General features: G+C 61.3%; 17 protein-coding genes. 4 read left to right on the forward strand and 13 right to left on the reverse strand.

The window, feature by feature from the left end:
- Nucleotides 1-166: 166 nt before the first annotated feature.
- The 4 genes from BWR59_RS16495 to BWR59_RS32835 form a co-directional block, all read right to left on the reverse strand.
- Nucleotides 167-1,249, reverse strand: a complete 1,083-nt coding sequence (locus BWR59_RS16495; RefSeq protein ID WP_081566716.1) for a glycoside hydrolase family 3 N-terminal domain-containing protein — start codon at nucleotides 1,247-1,249, stop codon at nucleotides 167-169.
- 208 nt (nucleotides 1,250-1,457) lie between these two features.
- Nucleotides 1,458-2,501: an SCO family protein gene (locus BWR59_RS16500; protein ID WP_143490849.1), complete on the reverse strand. Its 1,044-nt coding sequence runs from the start codon at nucleotides 2,499-2,501 to the stop codon at nucleotides 1,458-1,460.
- A gap of 29 nt (nucleotides 2,502-2,530) precedes the next feature.
- Nucleotides 2,531-5,389, reverse strand: a complete 2,859-nt coding sequence (locus BWR59_RS16505) for a multicopper oxidase domain-containing protein (RefSeq protein WP_230982042.1) — start codon at nucleotides 5,387-5,389, stop codon at nucleotides 2,531-2,533.
- Between the two features lie 423 nt (nucleotides 5,390-5,812).
- Nucleotides 5,813-6,385 carry a hypothetical protein gene (locus BWR59_RS32835; RefSeq protein WP_081566718.1) on the reverse strand — a complete coding sequence of 191 codons (573 nt, stop codon included), beginning with the start codon at nucleotides 6,383-6,385 and terminating at the stop codon, nucleotides 5,813-5,815.
- Nucleotides 6,386-6,882: 497 nt separating this feature from the next.
- Here BWR59_RS32835 and BWR59_RS16515 point away from each other — a divergent pair, with 497 nt between their 5' ends.
- The 4 genes from BWR59_RS16515 (at nucleotide 6,883) to BWR59_RS16530 (ending at nucleotide 10,297) form a co-directional block, all read left to right on the forward strand.
- On the forward strand, nucleotides 6,883-7,218 hold the full coding sequence (locus BWR59_RS16515) for a hypothetical protein (RefSeq protein ID WP_081566719.1): 336 nt from the start codon (nucleotides 6,883-6,885) through the stop codon (nucleotides 7,216-7,218).
- Between the two features lie 124 nt (nucleotides 7,219-7,342).
- Nucleotides 7,343-7,906 carry a type 1 glutamine amidotransferase domain-containing protein gene (locus tag BWR59_RS16520; RefSeq protein WP_081566720.1) on the forward strand — a complete coding sequence of 188 codons (564 nt, stop codon included), beginning with the start codon at nucleotides 7,343-7,345 and terminating at the stop codon, nucleotides 7,904-7,906.
- A 309-nt stretch (nucleotides 7,907-8,215) separates the two neighbouring features.
- Complete coding sequence (locus tag BWR59_RS16525) at nucleotides 8,216-8,881, forward strand: glycosyltransferase (RefSeq protein ID WP_081566721.1); 666 nt, start codon at nucleotides 8,216-8,218, stop codon at nucleotides 8,879-8,881.
- Between the two features lie 141 nt (nucleotides 8,882-9,022).
- On the forward strand, nucleotides 9,023-10,297 hold the full coding sequence (locus tag BWR59_RS16530; RefSeq protein ID WP_218191242.1) for an Nramp family divalent metal transporter: 1,275 nt from the start codon (nucleotides 9,023-9,025) through the stop codon (nucleotides 10,295-10,297).
- A 34-nt stretch (nucleotides 10,298-10,331) separates the two neighbouring features.
- On the opposite strand, the gene BWR59_RS16535 is transcribed toward BWR59_RS16530, so the two are convergent.
- From BWR59_RS16535 to BWR59_RS16575, 9 genes are all read right to left on the reverse strand, one after another.
- A complete protein-coding gene (locus BWR59_RS16535; RefSeq protein ID WP_081566723.1) occupies nucleotides 10,332-10,817 on the reverse strand; it encodes a copper chaperone PCu(A)C in 486 nt (161 codons plus the stop codon).
- Nucleotides 10,817-11,425: an SCO family protein gene (locus BWR59_RS16540; RefSeq protein WP_081566724.1), complete on the reverse strand. Its 609-nt coding sequence runs from the start codon at nucleotides 11,423-11,425 to the stop codon at nucleotides 10,817-10,819. Before BWR59_RS16540 ends, BWR59_RS16535 begins: the two co-directional genes overlap by 1 nt.
- Before the next feature lie 96 nt (nucleotides 11,426-11,521).
- Nucleotides 11,522-11,899, reverse strand: a complete 378-nt coding sequence (locus tag BWR59_RS16545; protein ID WP_143490851.1) for a DUF2946 family protein — start codon at nucleotides 11,897-11,899, stop codon at nucleotides 11,522-11,524.
- 182 nt (nucleotides 11,900-12,081) lie between these two features.
- Nucleotides 12,082-13,425, reverse strand: coding sequence for an MFS transporter (locus tag BWR59_RS16550; RefSeq protein ID WP_081566726.1), 1,344 nt, complete (start codon nucleotides 13,423-13,425; stop codon nucleotides 12,082-12,084).
- A gap of 63 nt (nucleotides 13,426-13,488) precedes the next feature.
- Nucleotides 13,489-14,811 carry an MFS transporter gene (locus BWR59_RS16555; RefSeq protein ID WP_081566727.1) on the reverse strand — a complete coding sequence of 441 codons (1,323 nt, stop codon included), beginning with the start codon at nucleotides 14,809-14,811 and terminating at the stop codon, nucleotides 13,489-13,491.
- An 82-nt stretch (nucleotides 14,812-14,893) separates the two neighbouring features.
- Entirely contained in the window at nucleotides 14,894-15,772 is an 879-nt protein-coding gene (locus tag BWR59_RS16560) for an SMP-30/gluconolactonase/LRE family protein (protein WP_081566728.1), read from the reverse strand.
- Between the two features lie 94 nt (nucleotides 15,773-15,866).
- Entirely contained in the window at nucleotides 15,867-16,799 is a 933-nt protein-coding gene (locus tag BWR59_RS16565; protein WP_081566729.1) for a 3-keto-5-aminohexanoate cleavage protein, read from the reverse strand.
- A gap of 101 nt (nucleotides 16,800-16,900) precedes the next feature.
- Entirely contained in the window at nucleotides 16,901-17,689 is a 789-nt protein-coding gene (locus BWR59_RS16570) for an SDR family oxidoreductase (RefSeq protein WP_081566730.1), read from the reverse strand.
- Complete coding sequence (locus tag BWR59_RS16575) at nucleotides 17,686-18,408, reverse strand: GntR family transcriptional regulator (protein ID WP_081566731.1); 723 nt, start codon at nucleotides 18,406-18,408, stop codon at nucleotides 17,686-17,688. Before BWR59_RS16575 ends, BWR59_RS16570 begins: the two co-directional genes overlap by 4 nt.
- Nucleotides 18,409-18,497 lie beyond the last annotated feature (89 nt).

Here is an 18,497-nt window from a genome sequence, read left to right on the forward strand (position 1 = left end):
TTCATGTTTTTTCGGAAAACACCGGAACACTACGAGATAGAGCGTTCCGGGGTTCTGATCGAGGATTCGGCCACTGACGGGCGCAGATCGCGGATCGAGCATGGCACGCTTCAGGCGCGCCCCATTCCTTCTGCCTACAGCCAAACACCCCCTCGCTCAGCCCCCATCAACGAGTGACCCGTCGCGTCAGGTGCCCACCGGGAATCGGATACGACACGTACAACCCCGACTCGACCTGCGCTCGCGAAGCCTGGGCCATACTGCGGACTTTCTTCGCGGCGTCGAGCACAAGATTACGATCAAGGCCCTTTGTTTCCACAGCGTCGACAATGGCGTGGGCAATGTCATCCAGCCCCGCCTCGCTCGACACCAGCAGCAGATGCGCGCCGGCCCGCAGTGCGGCGATCGCGGTATCGGCAATGCTGTTATCACGCAGGATCGACACCGCATCCAGATCGTCGGAAACGATCAAACCATCAAATCCCAGGCTGTCTCGCAACAGACCGATGACCTTTTGCGAAGTGCTCGCCGAGTGCTCCGGATCGAGTGCCGGGAATACAGCAGGGCCAGGCATGATTGCCTGGACTCCGGCGGCGATGACCTGGCGAAAAACGTCGAGCCCGTCCTCCAGCGCCTCGAGTGGGCCGGGCACTCTGGCTTGCGCCACGGCTGGATCATGCTCGGTTTGATAATGCCCCGGAAAATGCTTGGCGGTGGCGATCACCCCCGCTCGCTGCACACCGCGAATGAACGCGCAGGCGATGCGTGAAACCTCGGCAGGATCGGGCCCCAGATTGCGGTTGTGCAGCCACGGATTGGCCCCGGTGACCACATCGACAACGGGCGCCAGGAACAGATTCACGCCCATGACCCGCGCAGAACTGGCCATTTCGTAGCTGCGCGCTTCGATGTCCTCGGTGGTCATTTCCTTGAGCGCCTTGGCGGTCGGCATGCCCGGCACCAAATGGTGCAGACGCTGAATTCCGCCCAGCTCCTGATCTACGGCCACCAGTACCGGCGCCCCCGCGCAGGCCGACGCCTGCTCGGCGATGCCGATGAAGTGCGCGCTCGTCTCTGCGCGGCGTCGCTCGAAGCTCATGTTGCGGGCCAGGTATTCATCGCGGGTTTCGCCCAGCAGGATCGAAACCCCGCCGCGACTCAGGTAGCGCCGCACATTGTCATCCAGCTCCAGTCCGGCAAAGGCCGGAAGGAGCACCGCGTAGGCGGCGCGTTGCAGTTCGTTCGACATACCCTCACCTCGCATTCGGCTCGCTGCAATGCTCGATAGTGAAGTATCTAACATTACAAGTGCTCGTTCTTGCTCACTCTAAACCCAAAGCGAGCAAAGTCAATGCCCTCTTCGCGCGAGCATGGAGCACGATCAAGCCCCAAGACGGGGAAAAAAAAACGGCCACCATCGCTGGCAGCCGCAAGGGGAAAACGTAATTCGCTTGGGTTCACTGCATGTGATGTCCTTCATGACCGGCATGGCTCTCATGCCCCGCATGCATGTCATCGCCCGCCACAGGTGTGACCGGCTGCTGGCGATCGGTCTCTTCCTGCAGATAACGCACGACTTCGGCGATGTCGTTGTCGGCCATGCGCAGGTTGGGCATCGCCACCTTGTTGTAGGCCTCGTACAGACTCATTGCCAGCGGGTCCTTCTGCGCCAGCATCACGTCCGGTTCCTTGAGCCAGCGTCCGAGCCACATGCTGTCGCGTTGACGCGTTACGCCGAGCAGATCAGGTCCCACACCTCGCAACCCGGTCGCTTCTTCGCCTTCGTGGCCGAGGGTGTGACAGGCACTGCAACGGGTGCGGAAAATCTGCTCACCCAGGCCCGGCGCGCGAACTTCAGGGGCATTGGCGTAGCTGTCCTGATGGGCGCTGGCGACTTTCCAGTTCTGCAGGCTGTTGCCCAGTTGATCGGCCAGAATGTAGGGGTTCTCGAACGGCGAGGCCTTCATCCAGCGCCCGGTGGTCTGGTTGCCGACGATCAGGCTCAGGTTGTGGTCGGTGGTGCGGCCGTTGTCGACCCCTTCGATGAACAACCCCAGCTTGCGCCGCAGTTCGATGATGTCGTCCTTGTTGCCGGTCAGGAACTGCCAGCCCGGCGCGACCTTGAACTTGGCAGCGTACTGCTTGAGCACCGCCGGGGTGTCGGTTTCCGGGTCGATGCTGATGGAGTAGAAAAACACGTCGCGCCCGACTCTATCCCCCAGCAATCGCTGAACCTGGCGCAAGCGTGCTGTCTCCAGCGGACATGAATCGGTGCAGGAGGTGAAGATGAAGTTGACCACCACCACCTTGCCCTTGATCAGATCGTCGTAGAAATGCACGGGCTGTTCGTCCTGATTGATCAGCACGGTATTGGGGAAGAATTCCTGCCCCCAGGGCGTGGCCGACTGAACCTCGGCGGCGACGCCCGGAAGGCTGCCCCAGCACACGGCGATCACTGATACGGTCACTGCAATGGCCGCGTTGCGAAGCATCTGGAACATGACTGCAACCTCCCCGATCCTGCGGATCGCTATTTGCCTTTGCCTGAGCCGGAGCCGCCGGAGCCGGATCCTGAACCGCCCGAACCCGAGCCACCGGAACCGGAGCCAGAACCACCGGAGCCTCCCGAACCGGAGCCTGATCCAGAGGCCGCAGCCGCGAGTTTGACCGTAGGGCCTACACCGTCGCCGTCGTGATAGGTGGGCAATGCGGCGGAGCTCACATACCCCACGCCGTCCCACGTTGGCATTGGTGTCGGCATCAACTGGAATTGGCCAGGGTGCTCGATGTCCCAACGCAACAGCATCGAATTGTCTTCATGCTGGGTGTTGTGACAGTGCTCCATGTAGGTCCCGGCGAATTCGCGGAAATGGATCGCCATTTCGACGTTGTCGCCACTGTCGGTGCCGATGCGATAGACGTCTTTGCGTGCCCATTTTTCCCACTCAGGCGGAGCCTTGCCGCCGCGACTGAGGATGATCCCCTCCTCGAAATGCACGTGTACCGGGTGAGTCCAGCCGTTGCCGCCATTCTGGATTTTCCAGACCTCCAGCGTGCCGGTGCCTTGATAGCCAGACTGCGTCGGACCGTTGGACAACTGCATGGCGGTCGACAGTCTGCGCGGGTCCATCAGGAAGCCCAGGCCGCCATCGGTCTTGACCGTCCATGGCGTCGAGTCGGTGCCGTCGGAACGGCCGAAGATGAAGGTGCGATGACGGGCCTGATTGATCAGCGCGATATCGGCCGGATTGTCGCGATGCAGGGTCAGCGGGACCATCACCTTGCCTTCAGCCTTGCCGGGTTTGGCCGGTTCGTACGCCACAGGATCCATGCTCAGGTCCTGACCGCTGTAAGGCTTGACGTTGATCTGCATGAACTTGCCGACCACGGGGTCGCCCTTGTCCCATTGCGGGCCTTTGCTGCCTTGCTTGATGACCGCCAGATACTTCTCGGACAACACATCAGCCAGCGGCACTTCACCCTTGGGTCCCTTGCCGGTGTCGTGCTCCATGACGTTGACGAAGAACAGTTTGTCCCCCGCCTTGATGCCGTTTTTCGCAAAGTTGATGATGATGTCGTAGCGCTCGGCGATGCCCTGATTGGGCAGGATGCCAAAGTTGTTTTTCAGGTCGCCGTCGCCATCCAGGTCCATGCTGCCGTCGAACGGAACGGTGTGCTCCATGATGTTGCCGTCATTGCCGATCATGTGGAACGGCACGCGGGCGTAAGACACGCCGGAGTTCTTCGGCCCGGGAAACTCACCGCCATTGCCTTTGATTTCGCGGACCACGGCAATCTTGATGTAGCGCGATACCGAGCCATTGAGGATACGGAGACGATAACTGCGAGCCCGTACATCGAGGAACGGTTTGTAGCCCCAGTTAACGACCATCTCATCACCGAGAAAGCCATCGGTATTGAACGGGTTGAACCACAACTGGCCAGCCTGATCCCAGGCCTTGTCGGCGACGGTCAGGTTGACGTCGTAGTCGCGGTTGCCCCAGGCCAGCGTCGAGCCGCTGGGGAAACGCAGGTTGACGCCATCGTCGATGGCTTCATTGCCGCGATCCAGCGCGCTGTAGTAGTTCATCATCGCCGCGTTGCCCTTGTAGACGTTCTGGGCGGTGAAATCCATCATGTGGTCGTGGAACCAGTGGGTACTCATGGTCTCGCGCCAGTCGCCACGAATCTTGATCGTGCCGTGATCGCAGGTTTTCAGGCCCGGCGATTCATCGTTGACCCACAGGGTTTCACCCGGCGCACAGGGGAACGCTGCGCGGGGGTCCTGAGCCTTGGTGTTGATGGTGTCGTACCCGGCCAGTTGCATCGGCCAGCGATAGTCGTAGTACTGCCCCGGAAAGAAGAATGCGTTGGCGTAACCATCGCTTTCGGCCGGGTTGTGGCCATTGTGTTCGTGGGTGGAAATGGTGTGCAGACCGAAGCCCTTGTTGGCGGACGGATCGATCGGCAGCCCGTTGTAGTGACGCATCAACACAGGCTGACCGTAACGCACCATCAGCAGTTTTGGCGGCAGCGTGCCATCGAAGGTCCACACCGAATTGTGTTCCTGAACCGGCATAAACGGGTGCAGGCGCACGCCGATGCCAGTGGCGGTGCCGCCGTGGTTGGTGCTGCCGTCAGGATAATAATTCAGGCCGCCCGGGCCCCACTCCCCGCCTTTGTAATCGTGCAGTTGCAGGTGGTCACGAAAGCCGCTGTTGGCGTGCGCGCCGGTCTGCACGGTCTTGTAGGCGATCTGAGGGTAGAACTCGTTCCAGCGCTGATGGGACCAGCCTTTTCCGGGTGGACGCCCTTCGGCTGGCGCATCCACGCGACGGTTCAGGAAGTCCTGAATCTGCGCCTGCCACGGGTTGCGATCCAGCGAGTTGGCGAACTGGGTCGGAAATGGCGTCAGCCCCGGTTGCGCCAGAAAGGCCGCCAAGGCATCAGGCGACGGACCGCTACGCGCAACATTGGTCGGGTCCTGCGCCGGGCCAGGGCCCAGGGTCGGCGCAGGGAACGGCAGCAGCGACGGCGACGCGGCCGGATCGAGTCTGGTGGGCCCGAACTCTTCGAACAACAACACCGCCTGCGTGAATGGCTGAGCTCCGAACAGCGGGCTGGGCTTGCCATTGGTGGGGAAGTTGAAGCTGGTTTGTGCCGAGGGCGGCAGCACGTTTTCGATTCGCGTCGTGGCGCGAGTGCCCTTCTCATCGTTGGGTAAATCGATTGCCCCCTCGTTGGCCTCAGGCAGCGTCAGCAGATTGTTCAGCGCTGCGGCGGGGTCTGCGGGAGGGTCGTAGTAAGCGGAGGGATCGGTAGGCGGTGGTTGATCTTCGTTGTCGATCGGCCCGGCATGGACGCCGGTCAAACCCATGCTTAGGGCCATCAATACCGCGGAAGATCCGCGCAAAAGCTGAAACCCGTGAATGGGGGGAAACTTTAATCGCGCAGGTTGTTTCATGGTGGTTCACCTTCAACTCATGCACAGGGGCATTTGTGTTTCATCCGACTGCCCTGGTGGAGCGCCGAAGCGCCCGCAGGTAGTGGGTGAAGGGGCAAAACCCCTGCCAGAATTGAGGTGTCACAGGATAAAGGCAAAACAGTGGCCAGCCGACGCGGCTAACTTGCGGCTTTCATTGAAAAATATCGTAACAATTTGATGAGCAGAGTTGGCACGGTAAATATGGGCTGCGGGGAAAAGGCCCCGCAGACATGGGGAAATTCACGAAGTATTGGGGACTTGATTGGGGTTTTCGCCAAGCTAAGAAGCCGCTTCCTGCGGCTTCATCCGATGCTTTGAATGTTGCTGTCAGGCGCCGCCGCGATCGTCTCCAGGCTCGCCGTTCACATGATTGCCTCGGTCGTCACCGACTTCACCCAAGGCGTGATTGCCGCGATCATCACCAATCTCGCCGGCTCTGTGAACTCCGTGGTCGTCGCCGATCTCGCCGGCTCTGTGCACGCCATGGTCGTCGCCCACCTCACCCGCCCTGTGATTGCCATGATCATCTCCCGCCTCGGCGTGATCGCCGCGATGGCCGCCGTCTGCGCGTCCGCCGCTGGCACTGCTGGAATGGCCGCCGTCATGATCGCCAGCGCTGTGACCGCTACCGCCGCCATTACCAGCGCTGCTGCCACCATGGCCACCGCCTGAACCGCCAGATCCACCTCCGCCGTTGCCGCCGCCACCACCAGAGCCGCCTCCGCCGTTGCCACCGTGGCCTCCGCCTCCACCGCCGCCGCCACTCCCTCCTCCGCCACCACCACCCCCGCCATCTTTGGCGTACGCGCTGGAATGAGAGATCGGGTCAGGAATCAGGACTGTGGATGCCGACAGCACCCCACCCACGGCGAGCGCCAAAATCGCTTGTTTGAATCGCATAACTACCTCCACCTTCTTGTTCTGGTATCGAACCGCAAACAGAGCCGGTGCAAAACGAAGGCCATTGCCCCAAGGCAATCAAAGCTTCAGCACATCTCGCGACAGCACAGAAAACAGCGGGTGGCCCAAAGAGCCTTCTTCGCACATGTACCGTGAGACCCGACACCCGGAGCACCCGGGTGCGGACGGTGTTCTTGGGGTGAACACGTCAAGGCTGGCGAATATTCGTTTTTCGGTACGAACGGTCACGCTGGAATTTTTTTATAAGCGCTCTTTTCATTTGCGACGTTGCTGGTCAACATATGCGCCAACTAATAGTGGGTACGCCCAGCATCAATGCAAATGGTTTTGTTTCTTAACTTCGCACGATATCTAATCGAGACAAAACAAGCACTTTGCCCGGCACTGTAAACATGGCGGACAGACAGCGCGTTGATGGGGTGTTGCCGTTCTTCACTTCTTAAAGTGTTTCAACTTCTGTTTTCAGGATGAAATAGATGCGTCTTTTTCTGCTCACCAGTGTGCTGGCTGTTGCCCTGACCGGCTGCAGCTCAACCCCGAACAACCCTTCTGTCGACATGGAAACGCCCAAGCCGGCCGCGGACTACGCACAATGCGTTTTCGCCAAATGGCAACAGATCAAACCCGACGCCACCCTGACCGAAAGCAAAGGTCACTACAAACTGCTGGTCTCCGGCAAAGTGGCGCAGGACGATATTCTCGAAGTCTTCAAGGGCAACCCGAACACCCGCGTGTTCTTCTACCAACGGGCTCCTCTGGCGTCGGCGTTCGGCAAAAGTGCGCTGGAGAAAGCGGCTCGCGATTGTCTGTGAAACTGTAGCGGCCCTGAAAGGCCGACGACGCAATCAGGCTGAACTTCGCTTTTTCGATTCCCTCTCAGAGCCAATGGCACCCGTTTTTTTGCGGGTACAGCTCTCACCACAGAGGAATCACGTCATGAGCAATGAACTGAACGGCAAAAAGGTCCTGATCATCACCTCCAATACCGGCATTGAGCGCGATGAGTTGCTCAAGCCACTGGAAGCGTTGAAAGGCATGGGCGCCGCCGTCACTCACGCGACAATCAAGGGCGGCGCTGCGCAGACCTTCCTGCACGACACCGACAAGGACACCAGCGTCACCTCCGACACCCGATTGACGGGCCTTTCGGCGGATCAGTTCGATGCACTTGTAATCCCCGGCGGCACGGTCAATGCCGACACCCTGCGCCAGGACGCCGATGCGCAACGTCTGGTCAATGAGTTCGCCAAGGCCGGAAAAACCGTCGCCGCGATCTGCCACGGGCCGTGGTTGCTGATCGACGCTGGTGTGATAACTGGCAAGACCCTGACTTCTTACCCGAGCGTGCGCATTGACCTGCTCAATGCCAAGGCTGCCGATTGGGTCGACGCCCAGGTCAAGGAATGCCCGGCCAATGGCTGGACGCTGATCACGTCGCGCAATCCCGACGACCTGCCGGCGTTCAACGCCGCCATTGGCAAGTCGTTGCAAGCCGCGTAACCCGAATAGATTAAAGCCCCCAATGAAAAACCCATCGACGCCGCTACTTGCGGCGTCGATGGGTTTTGGGTAAGTCATAACCCCGGTGGAAGACAGCGACGTACAGACCACCGGGGGAGCTCTCGCACTCACAGGCTCTGAACCGCTCTGGGCCAACTAATTCAATCTTTATCGTCTTTTTGCGTATCCCAGGCGATATAAGTGCAATCTGTCTTCGAAAGCGAAAATACTTGCAACCAAATTTTCGCCAGCCCGGTCGACATCGAAAGGCTAACGCGATGACCGCGAGCGCCCACACGAGACTCGCCCATGATTGGAATCATTGTCCCCGCGCACAACGAACAGGACTTCCTTGATGATTGCATCAAGTCGTTGATCGCCGCCGCCAGCCACCAGGAGTTGAAAGGTGAAGTCGTAGAGATCCTGATCGTGCTCGACGATTGCTCCGATGACTCGGCTCTGATTGCCCATGCCCACGGCGTCCTGACCCACAGTTGTCAGCATCGCAACGTCGGCATGACTCGCGCAGCAGGGGCCAAGCTGATGATCGAACGAGGTGCGCGCTGGCTGGCCTTCACCGATGCCGACAGCGTGGTGCCTTATGCATGGCTGGCCGACCAGGTGGCATTTGAGGCCGATGCGGTCTGCGGCATCGTTCACGTCAATGACTGGTCCGAACACCCTGAACAGGTGCGCACCCGCTACGACTCGCTGTATCGCCCGGTCGATGACCACCGGCACATCCATGGCGCCAACCTCGGCGTGTCGTCGATCGCCTACCAGCGCGCGGGCGGCTTCAAGGCACTGGCCGCTCACGAAGACGTGCATCTGGTCGAAGACCTGCAGCGCACCGGGGCTCGCATCGTCTGGACGGCGCGTAACAGCGTCAGCACCAGCGCCCGCAAACACTGCCGCTGCAAGGAAGGTTTCGGCGATTACCTGAATTCACTGGCGACTCATACGTTATTAGGCTAACCCTAGCTACGCGTACAGCACTGAATGCTCCGTTCAGGACGTCAGTCTGCGCCCGTGGCGACCCTCACCTGAGCGGGACAGCAACCGATGCAACCGATTAAAAACCGGGCCAACCCCGGTGACGACACACTGGGCGGCGGCATGCCCAGCGCCAGTGTCGCCATGCCCAAGACCGGCAACTGGTTCAAGCGCCTGCTGGCGTTCACCGGCCCCGGTTACATGGTCGCCGTGGGCTACATGGACCCCGGCAACTGGGCGACCGATCTGGCTGGCGGCTCGCAGTTCGGCTATATGCTGCTCTCCGTGATTCTGCTTTCCAACCTGATGGCCATCGTGCTGCAGGCGTTGTCCGCCCGTTTGGGCATCGTCACCGGCTGGGATCTTGCGCGCGCCTGCCGCGAACGCTACAGCCGGCCGGTGTGCATCGCGCTGTGGATCGCCTGCGAGATTGCGATCATTGCCTGCGATCTGGCTGAAGTGATCGGCACCGCTATTGCGCTGAACCTGTTGTTCGGCATCCCGCTGGTGTGGGGCGCGGTGATTTCGGCGGTTGACGTGTTCCTGATTTTCCTGCTGATGGGCAAAGGTTTCCGGGCGCTGGAAGCATTCGTCATCGCCCTTCTGCTGATCATCTTCGGCTGCTTCGCGATCCAGATGGTGCTGGCGCGCCCGGACATGGCCGAACTGTTTGCAGGGTTCATTCCCAAGGCAGAGATCGTTACCAACCCGGCGGCGCTGTATCTGGCGATCGGAATCATTGGCGCGACGGTCATGCCGCACAACCTGTACCTGCACTCTTCCATCGTCCAGACCCGCGCCTATCCGCGCACTGACGAAGGCCGCAGGATCGGCCTGCGCTGGGCCGTGACCGACAGCACCATTGCCCTGACCCTGGCGCTGTTCGTCAATGCCGCGATCCTCATCACCGCTGCCACGGTCTTTCACAAGGCAGGCAAGACCGACGTTGTGGAAATCGAGCAGGCCTATCACCTGTTGTCGCCGATGCTGGGGGTGGGGATCGCCTCGATGCTTTTTGCCATCGCCCTGCTGGCGTCCGGCATCAACTCCACGGTGACGGCAACATTGGCCGGGCAGATCGTCATGGAGGGCTTTTTGCGCCTGAAACTGCCGGGCTGGGTGCGGCGCTTGCTCACACGCGGGCTGGCAATCATTCCGGTGATCGTGGTGACCAGCCTCTATGGCGCCGAAGGCACCGCGAAACTGCTGGTGCTGAGCCAGGTCATCCTGTCGATGCAACTGCCGTTCGCCATCGTGCCGCTGGTGCGTTTCGTCTCGGACCGCAAACTGATGGGCAGCTTCGTCACCGGCCCGGTGCTGACCACACTGGCGTGGGGGATTGCCCTGCTGATCATCGGTTTGAACATGGTGCTGTTGCTGGGGATGTTCGGGGACTGAACACCGGTCATTGCGACCGGCATTCCTCGTCATGTCAATGCATGGAGCCGTGATCGTGGCTCATGTCCATCGAGTCCATCATCGCCCGCGCCGGAGCTTTTACCTCGATGGTCTCGCGCACGCCCCTGGCGTCTTCGACGGTCAGGGTCAGCGGCACCTGGTCGCCTGCCTTGATCTGCCCGACCAGGCCCATGAGCATCACGTGATAGCCGTCAGGGTCCAGCGAAACAGTCTTTCCCGCAGGCAGTGGCACCGAATCCACCGGCCCCATCCGCATGACATCGTTGGTCATGCTCATCTCGTGAATCTGCACGTCCCTGGCCACCGGCGAGCTGACACTCAGCAGTTTGCTGTCGGTATCGGCAGTGATGCGCATGAAGGCGCCGGAGGAAGGTTGGCCGGGCACCGAGGTGCGCACCCAGGCGTCATCGACCCTGGTCTGCGCGAACGCTGACGCACTGGCAGCCGTCAGCAGCGACACCAGCAGAACCCGGGCAACGTTGAAAAACAGCGCGGTCATCAGCAGACCTCCATGACAGTGAGCAGATCTTCCGCGCATTGCTTGGCGGAAAGCGACGGCGACAGACCCAGGCGCAGGTTGCCGCGGGAGTCGAAGACGAAACTGGTGGCGGTATGGGACATGGTGTAAGTGTCACCGACCGGCACTTTTTCGTAGAACACACCAAATTCCTTGGCCACCGCCTGCGTCTGTTCCAGCGTGCCGCGCAGAGCGACGAAGCCCGGATCGAACTGTTTGACGTAGGCGTCGAGGATTTCCGGGGTGTCGCGCTCGGGGTCGACGGTGATGAAAATCACCTGCATGGTCTTGCCGTCCTCACCCATGAGCTTTTTCGCCTGCACCGCCCGCGCCAATGCGGTGGGACAGACAGACGGGCATTGGGTGAAACCGAAGAACACCACCGGCATCAGGCCGCGATAGCTCGACAGCGTCTTGACCTCACCGGAGGTGTCGGTGAGCTTGAACGTACGGCCCATGATCTTGTTGCTCAGATCCTTGCCGTATTTGAAATCCAGCGCGGTGGTCGAACCATCGCAGCCTGCAAGAAGGCCAAGACCCAACAGGCCCATGCCGGTGACCACCTGACGGCGGGTCAGTAAATCATTCATGTGACGAACTCTCTGAAGCAGCGGCCGGTGTTGCGACCGACCCTGACTCGCCCGCGAGGGACGACGCTCAACAGCATCCTGATCTCGCCCGCGCGCTCAGGGCGCCTGGGGTGACCAGCCGGGGAAGGCGTGTCGCGGCGGTTTGCGCAACAGGTAGTCGGAGCGGGGAACGAGTTTGCGCTTGATCCGCGCCAGCCAGCCAAGGCCGATGAAGAACACCAGCGACAGCGCGAGGGTGCCGGCAAAGGCGCAATCGGTCATGGCGAGTTTCATCAACTGGGCATGATCGCCCATCTGCGCCATGTCCATCTGGCCGGTCATGCCGTGATGATCGTTGCAGACCACCGATTCGCCGGACTGATTGAACGCCCGCAGCATCTGCCCATGGCTGAGGCTGCACACCAGCCCACTGAACAGCACGATGCCGTACAGCATCCAGGCGATCAGCGATTGGTGGGTTCGGACGAATTTCATGGGGCGCAATTCTACATCGTTGCGCCCCATGACAGGTTTCAGCGCCGGACTGCCGGGTGCGACAAAACCGCGCAGGGTGTTCGAGCGCCGGACACCAATGGCACCGGCGACCCGAATGATTGTGGGAGGAAGCTTGCTCGCGAAAGCGGCGGTGCGGTTACCACCGCCAAGTCATCCCGACCTCAGCCCGAAATCTGCCGCGCCCCCTTGATCGGCTCTTGCGGTAAGACCCGCTCATGGCCCTGACGCAAACGCAGCGCTGCAATCGCCGCCACCACCAGCACCACGGCAATCACCTTCATGCCGTTCATGGCATTGCCGGTGCTCTGTTCGATCAACCCCATGACCGACGGCCCGACGAAACCGCCCAGCAGCCCCAGACAGTTGACGAACCCCAACCCGCCAGCCAGCGCCGCGCCTTTGAGGCGTGAGGCCGGGTAGAGAAAGATGATCGACTGCACGACGAAGAACATCACCGCCGAAATGCAGAACCCCAGCAGACTGATCACTGGCCCGGCCAGCGACGCGATTGCCAGCCCGATGGCCATGGTCAGCAGGCCGGTGACGAGCATCCGCCGGGAACGCTGCGGGGTGTTGGCGAATCGTGGCAAGGCGACCGCCCCCACGGCTGCGGCGATCCACGGCAACGAGGTCAGCAGACCGACCTGCACCGTGCTCAGATCGCCGTATTCGCCGATGATCCCCGGCAGAAAGAAGATCACGGTGTAGATGGTGATCTGGTGGCAGAAGTACACGAAGATCGCCAACAGGATCTGCGGCGTCAGGCACTGCTTCAGTGAGTGCCCGCCGTGCCCGGCCCCCTCCTCGGCTTCGCTCGCCAGTTGCCGCTCGATCTGTTGCGCTTCGGCAGGGCTCAGCCAGGTCGCCTTGCTCGGACGATCGGGCAGCTTCTTCCACACCACAATGGCGAAGAACACCGCCGGAAGGCCTTCGAGCATGAACATCCACTGCCAGCCGCGCCAGCCGAACAGGCCATCCAGTTGCATCAGCGCCGCACCCAGTGGCCCACCGATGATGTTTGCCAGGCACACACCGAGCAGGAAATACCCGGTGGCGCGAGCGCGTTGTTCGCGGCCGAACCAGTAGGTCAGGTACAGCATTACGCCAGGAAACAGACCGGCTTCGGCAATGCCCAGCAAGAGACGCAAGACGTAAAACGAGGTCTCGCCCTGGACGAAGGCCATGGCCGCGGAAATCAGGCCCCAGGTAACCATGATCCGGGCAATCCAGAACCGCGCGCCGACCTTGTGCATGATCAGGTTGCTCGGCACTTCCGACAACGCGTAAGTCAGAAAGAAAAGCCCCGCGCCCAACCCGTACGCGGCGGCGGAAATCCCCAGATCCACGTCCAGATGATGCTTGGCCAGGGCGATGTTGGTGCGGTCAAGAAAGCTTAAAACGTAAGCCGCGATCAGCAGCGGCATCAGCTTGACGAACAGCAGCTTGTTCAGCGTGGCGGCGTCGCGGGGTGAAGAAGGCGCTTCGGGCGTTTTTGTAATTGTCATTGTGCGAACCTCTTTTCAACTCATGTAACGGAACGGGCCGGCCAGTTGCGCCGGCGACAGGATTCAGACTTGCGGTTCGATGACCAGCACTTCGGGACGATGGGAAAACAACTGCAGAAAAGCACCGCCCAACGCGCAACCGGCCATGACGAAGAAGCACACGGTGTAACCCCCAAGGCTCGTCCAGCCGCCACCGGCGCTGATCAAACTGCCCATCAAGACCGGTGCGATGCCGCCACCGATGAACATCGCGGTGGTAATGATGCCGTTGGCGGTTGAGGTGGCCGAGGGTTGCGCCGAGTCGGACGCCACCGCGTAGTAGATCGGCCACACCGCGTTGGCCACCAGACCGAACAGCAGTTGCACGACGATGATGATCAGCATGGTGTTGGCGAAGTAGAACGCGCCGACACTGGCCGCCATCCAGAGGCCGCAGATGATCAGCGTGATTCGACGGCCGATGATGTCCGACAGCGATGGCCAGACCAGTTGGCCGACAATGCCGGTCAGGGTGAATACCACGCTCATTCCCGCCGACTCGGCCAGCGACAGGTTGAGAATGTTGTACAGGTAGGCCGGTAGAACGATGTTCACGCCCATGTACACCACCTGCGTCAGCATGGTGTTGCCAGCCGTGAGTGCGATGTTGCGGTTGGCGATCGCCGCCTTGAAGGTCGCCCAGGCCTGGCCCTTGACGTTCGGCGACGGCGTGCTGTCCGGCGCGGTCATGCCTTTGGCGGCGATGTCGACGTACAGCTGAGTGATACGTTCGGCCGTCGAGTAGCGCGACCAGAAAATCATCAACGGCAACGCCACGACGAAGGCAAAGAAGAACACGTAGCGCCAGTTTTCCTCGCCAAAGGTGGCGATCACGAAACTGGCGACAATGCCGCTGAGCATCGCGCCAATCGGGTAGCCGGTGTGGTGCGCCCCAAGTGCAAAACCACGGCGTTCAACCGGCCACCACTCGGCCGTGTTGCTGACCCCTACCGGTTCGCCCCAGCCCGCGCCGAGGTTCACGCCCACGCGCAGCGCGATGAAAGACGCCAGGTGGCCGCTGAGAAACTTGAAGCCCGAGAGAAACGAGAGGGCGGTGTATCCCAGAACCAGCGGCACTTGAAAGCGCGCACGCTTCCAGCCGCCGCCGTACCGGTCGCTCCACACCGAGCCCGGGATATCGAGCACCGCCAGCGCCAGCATGACCACCGTGGCCACGGTGCCCCATTGATCCGCCGACAGGTCGAAATGCCTGGAAATGGTCGGCCCCAGTCGCAGCACGATTTCGCGGTCGTAAGCGTTGAGAATCCAGATCATCCAGCAGACCAGCAACGAAACCCACGAATAGCGATGAATCTTGCCCAACGATGCTTTCTTGTTGTTTTGCATGAGGGTCTCCAGGCGTGCCGCACACGCCTTGTCGAGAGAAGTGTTCCTGTGATCCTTGTGTGTCGATTCGGTCGGTCGTTGCTCAGCCGGCAAAGCGCTGTTCAGCGATGCCGCGCACGCCCAGGCCGGTGATGGCGAACAGTGCGCCGCGTTGCTGGCCGTCTTCCGGGAAGCGCGGCAGCGGCGGTCTGGCCATGGAGGTGGCGAACAGCGTGTCGAGATCCGGGCCACCGAACGTCAGGCTGGTAACCTTCTTCACTGGCATCTCGATCATCCGGTCGACCTGGCCGTCCGGGGTGTAGCGCACCAGTTTTCCGGCATACACCAGCGCCTGCCAGAGGCAGCCTTCGGCGTCCACGGTGCAGCCGTCTGCCGCGCCACCGCCTGAGGTGTCGACCTTGGCGAACGTGCGTCGATTGCGGGTGGCGCCTGTGGAGTTGTCGTAGTCATAGGCCCAGATTTCGCCCGACCAGGTATCGGCGAAATAGAACGTCTCGCCATTCGGACTCCAGCACGGGCCGTTGGACACGATGATGCCTTCATCCAGGGTGTGCAGACTCATGTCGGGATCGAGGCGATACAGCTTGGCGCTGGCCTGATCCTCCTGGGTATCCATGGAGCCAAAAATGAAACGGCCACGGCGGTCGACCTTGCCGTCGTTGAGGCGATTGTGCGGATGGCCGGGTTCCGGATCGACGATCAACTCCAGTTTGCCCGTCGGCAGGTCAAGGCTGTGCAGGCCGTTCTGCAGGGCAACGATGGCGGCGTCGCCGTTCTTGCGCAGCGCCATGGAGCCAATCTTCTGGCCGACGTCCCAGGCGCGTAGTTCACGCCCGTCATCGGTGCAGCGCAGAATCCGGCCGTCGAAGCTGTCGATCCAGTAAAGCCGCTGTTGCTCCACGTCCCAGACCGGGCCTTCGCCCAGCGTGGTCTTCACATCGACGACGATTTCGATACGCATGATTCACTCCTGTCTTGTTCTTATGGGAGGTGATTGCCCTTGTGAGGCGCGCACACCGGGTGCGCGCCTCGTCACGTCGAACAGGCTGCGGGCCTTAGAAATCCACTTCGTTCTTGCCCTTGAGGGCGAGCATTTCCCGCGCCTCGTCCGGGGTCGCGACACGGCCACCCAGCGCTTCGATCACGGTGCGAATGCGCTTGACCTGATCGGCGTTGGACGCCGCGAGTTTGCCCGGGCCGTCCCACAGCGAATCTTCAAGACCGACACGCACGTTGCTGCCCATCGCCAGGCCCATGGTGCCCAGCGGGATCTGATTGCGGCCGGCGCCCAGGATCGACCATTCGTAGGCGTCGCCAAACAGGCGGTCGGCGGTGCGACGCATGTGGGCCAGGTCTTCCGGGTGGCCGCCGATGCCGCCGCGCAGGCCGAACACCGACTGAATGAAGATCGGCGCCTTGAGCAAGCCGCGTTGCAGGAAGTGCGCAGCGGTGTAGAGGTGGCCGATGTCGTAGCACTCGATTTCGAAGCGGGTGCGGTTTTCGGCGCAGGCATTGAGAATGTGGGCGATGTCGCGGAAGGTGTTGCGGAAGATACGGTCGTCGCTTTCTTCCAGGTATGGCCGTTCCCAGTCGTGCTTGAACTCGGTGAAGCGGTCGAGCATTTCGTACAGGCCGAAGTTCATCGAGCCCATGTTCAGCGAGGCCAGCTCGGGCTTGAGTTGGGCCACCGGTTGCAGGCGTTCTTCGACGCCCATCGTGGGCGCACCGCCGGTGGTGATGTTGATCACCACATCGCTCTGAGCCTTGATCTGCGGCAGAAACTGCCGGAACAGATCGACGTCCTGGCTCGGGCGACCGTCGAAAGGATCACGGGCGTGCAAGTGAACGATGGCCGCGCCCGCCTCTGCCGCACCGATGGCAGCCTCGGCGATTTCCTGCGGCGTGATCGGCAGGTGCGGCGACATGGATGGCGTGTGAATCGCACCGGTGACGGCACAGGTGATGATGACTGGACGTTTTTTCGACATGACTGTTCTCCCTTCTTGTTGTTGGTGAGAGCTGTTCCGGGTATGAAGCTTTTATGCGTCGCAGCGCGCAGGTTCAGCGACCGGCGTTGCAATGGTCGCGGTCAGAGATACTCGACATTGCCGTCGACACTGATGGCCTGCCCGGTGACGTTGCGCGCCGCTGGCGAGCAGAGAAACAGCGCCATGGCAGCGACGTCCTCGGCGGTGACCATGCGTTTCAGGGAAATCTTGTTCAGGTACTCCTGACGCATCTCGGATTCCGGCACATTCAGTTGCTCGGCGCGGGCACGAATCACGCCGTCCATGCGCGGCCCTTCGACGATGCCCGGCAGCAGTGCGTTGACCCGGATGTCGCTCTCGCCCAGTTCCGACGCCAGGGACTTCATCAGGCCGACGATGGCCCATTTGGTCGCCGCGTAAGGGGTGCGCCAGGCATAGCCCAAACGCCCCGCCACCGAGGCGATGTGCAGCAGATGCGCGTTCGGCGACTCTTTGAGCAACGGAACCGCGTGATGCGCGAAGCGGTATTGCGCAGTGAGGTTGATGTCGATGGTGCGCTGCCAGTCTTCATCGGTGACGGCGTCGATTCCGGCGGTAGGCCCGGCGATGCCAGCGTTGTTGATCAACACATCGAGGCCACCGAACTGTTCGCGCTGGACCTTGAACACCGCTTCGATCTGCGCGGCATCGCCGACATCGGCGCGGGTCGCCACACTGCCCGGATAACGATCACGAAACGCCGCCAGCGCCGACTCGCTGACATCACACACATGCACCTTGGCGCCCGCTTCGATGTAGGCCGCGGCCAGCACTTCGCCGATCCCGGCGGCACCGCCGGAAATCAGCACCCGCAGGCCGCTGTAGGGAATCAACCGATTGAGAACGCTCATGCTTTTTTCACTCCTGAGGCAGACGACCGCGCACGGTCGTTATTGACGAGCAGGCGCGCCAGCGAATCGGCGGCCTGCATGATGTCGTCGGTGACCGCAGCCCGTGCCCCGGCACCATCGCGGGCGGCCAGCGCCTCGACGATGCGGTCGTGGGCTTCCATCGAGCGCTGCAAGTGCGCCTTGTCCGGCGCGACCAGGGCGAAACATGGCCCCATGTGCAGCCAGAAGTTCTCCACGGCGGCGATGGTCAACTCGGCCTGGGCCACGGCGTAGATGCGTCGGTGAAAGGCAAAGTTGGTCCACAGATAGCGCGACACGTCGACCTTGTCGGCGGCTTGCTGCATCTGCCGGCAGAGTTCGCTGATGTCCGCCAGATCGGCATCGGTGAGCAGCGCCACTGCCCTTTCGGCCAGCAGGCCCTCAAGGGCGACGCGGGCATCACGAATTTCGCGCAGACGTTCAGGCGTCATGATGCGAACGCGCAGCCGCGCGGTTTCAGTCACTTCGAAGGCGTTTTCTGCGCTCAGGCGATGCAGCGCTTCGCGGACCGGCATGGGGCTTGAGCCCAGCGCGTCGGCGAGGCCGCGGATAGTGAGTTTCTGACCGGGTTGAAAACGCCCGCTCATCAACGCTTCGCGGATCTGCCGGTAAACCTGGTCCTGCAACGTGTCGCGGGATACCTGGCGCATGGACGGCAAAGGAATGGGGCGATCTGTCATGGGAGAGAAGCCTGTGTTGTCGTTCTTGTGGCTGAAATATGTGATCACAAATCAAATAAGTCAAATAGTTTCAGCAGACGACTGTGCGA

This window comes from Pseudomonas sp. Bc-h, assembly GCF_002080045.1.
In the GTDB taxonomy this organism is placed as follows: domain Bacteria; phylum Pseudomonadota; class Gammaproteobacteria; order Pseudomonadales; family Pseudomonadaceae; genus Aquipseudomonas.